Below are 1,484 nucleotides of genomic sequence, written 5' to 3' on the forward strand. Positions count from 1 at the left end.
TTTAATTGAACCACAACATATTGTAGGTATTCAGGTAAATGACGTTGTAGGGTTATCTCTTTTAGAATTTTTTCTTTACTTAGTGCTCTGAGCTGATTCTCTCTTTGTCTCTTTAAGGAGACCATCCTCTTCTCTTCCGCACCAAGCTTCTTTTCCCCCACTGTAAGTTCACTTTCATTCCAAATAGGGTCAATTATACATAAGACTAATTATACATCACGATAAGTGTAATTTCCAGCAGAATCTTCTTAAATTCGTTCTTCGCTGCCCGACCAAAAACTCGTTTGACATCTCCTCCCCAGATAGCTAGGATTATCTTGCCGAAGAGGGTAAATCAAAACGGGTAAAGTGTGAAAGCTGTATAAGGAGATGATGCTATGAACCAGATGAATGCAGCCCTTTTTTATGGTCCGGGAGATGTGCGCTTTGAGAGGATCGAGGTGCCCAAACCAGGTCCTGGGGAGGTCCTTCTCAGGGTGGGGGCAGCCCTGACCTGTGGTACCGACATTAAGACTTATCAGAGAGGCCACCCCACTATGATCAAGAAGATCCCCTGCACTTTTGGTCACGAGTTCAGCGGAACCATAGTCGAGCTGGGAAAAGGGGTTACTCGCTTCCAGCCTGGTATGCGAGTGGTTCCTGCTAACACAGCTCCGTGCCAGATGTGTTTCTATTGCAAAAATGGGCGTCAGAGCCTCTGTGAAGACCTGCTATATATGAATGGAGGCTATGCCGAATATATTGCCATTCCGGAGCGCATAGTGAGATACAATTTGCTGGAAATACCGGATCATCTATCCTTCCAGGAGGCAGCCCTCACTGAACCCCTGGCCTGTGCCATCCATGGGGTGGAGCGCTCGGAGATAAAACTGGGAGATACTGTAGTGATCCTCGGATCAGGGCCTCTTGGCCTGATGATCACCCGGCTAGTTCATCTCAGAGGTGCCAGAACTATCCTTCTGGGCAAGGGTCAGGAGAGGATGGAAAAAGCCAAAAAGTTTGGGGCAGATGAGGTAATAGACATCTCCCAGGTGGAGGACAAGGTCAAGGCAGCCCGAGAGATGACCGAAGGAGGACGAGGAGCTGATGTGGTCATTGAAGCTGTGGGTAGGCCCGAAGCCTGGGAGGAGGCCATCCAGATAGCCAGAAAGGGCGCCACAGTTAATCTCTTCGGAGGGTGCAAGAGCGGTACCAGTATCACCGTAGATACCGTCCTTCTCCACTATTCGGAGCTCAAGCTTATGGGGGTCTATCATCATACTCCCAACTATATCAAGCGAGCCCTGGACATGTTATCAACGCGGCTGGTAGACGGCCGGGAGTTCATCCGGGAGACCCTGCCTCTGTCCCAGCTCCTGGAGGCCTTCGCCAGGGTTAAGAGGCTGTCTAAAAACTCCAATTTCAAAAACTCATCTCCCACTTCGCCCCTAAAAAGGAGCTAATTTCGCATAAAACTTCCCACATTGACCTCAAAATCAGATCTC

At 49.1% G+C, this 1,484-nt stretch carries 1 protein-coding gene; it reads left to right on the top strand.

Going from position 1 to position 1,484, the window contains the following annotated elements:
• The first annotated feature begins 377 nt into the window (after positions 1–377).
• Complete coding sequence (locus HW443_RS11200; protein ID WP_258190526.1) at positions 378–1,442, top strand: zinc-dependent alcohol dehydrogenase; 1,065 nt, start codon at positions 378–380, stop codon at positions 1,440–1,442.
• The last annotated feature ends 42 nt before the right edge of the window (positions 1,443–1,484 follow it).

The organism is Candidatus Hakubella thermalkaliphila (assembly GCF_013281975.1).
Classification (GTDB): domain Bacteria; phylum Actinomycetota; class Humimicrobiia; order Hakubellales; family Hakubellaceae; genus Hakubella; species Hakubella thermalkaliphila.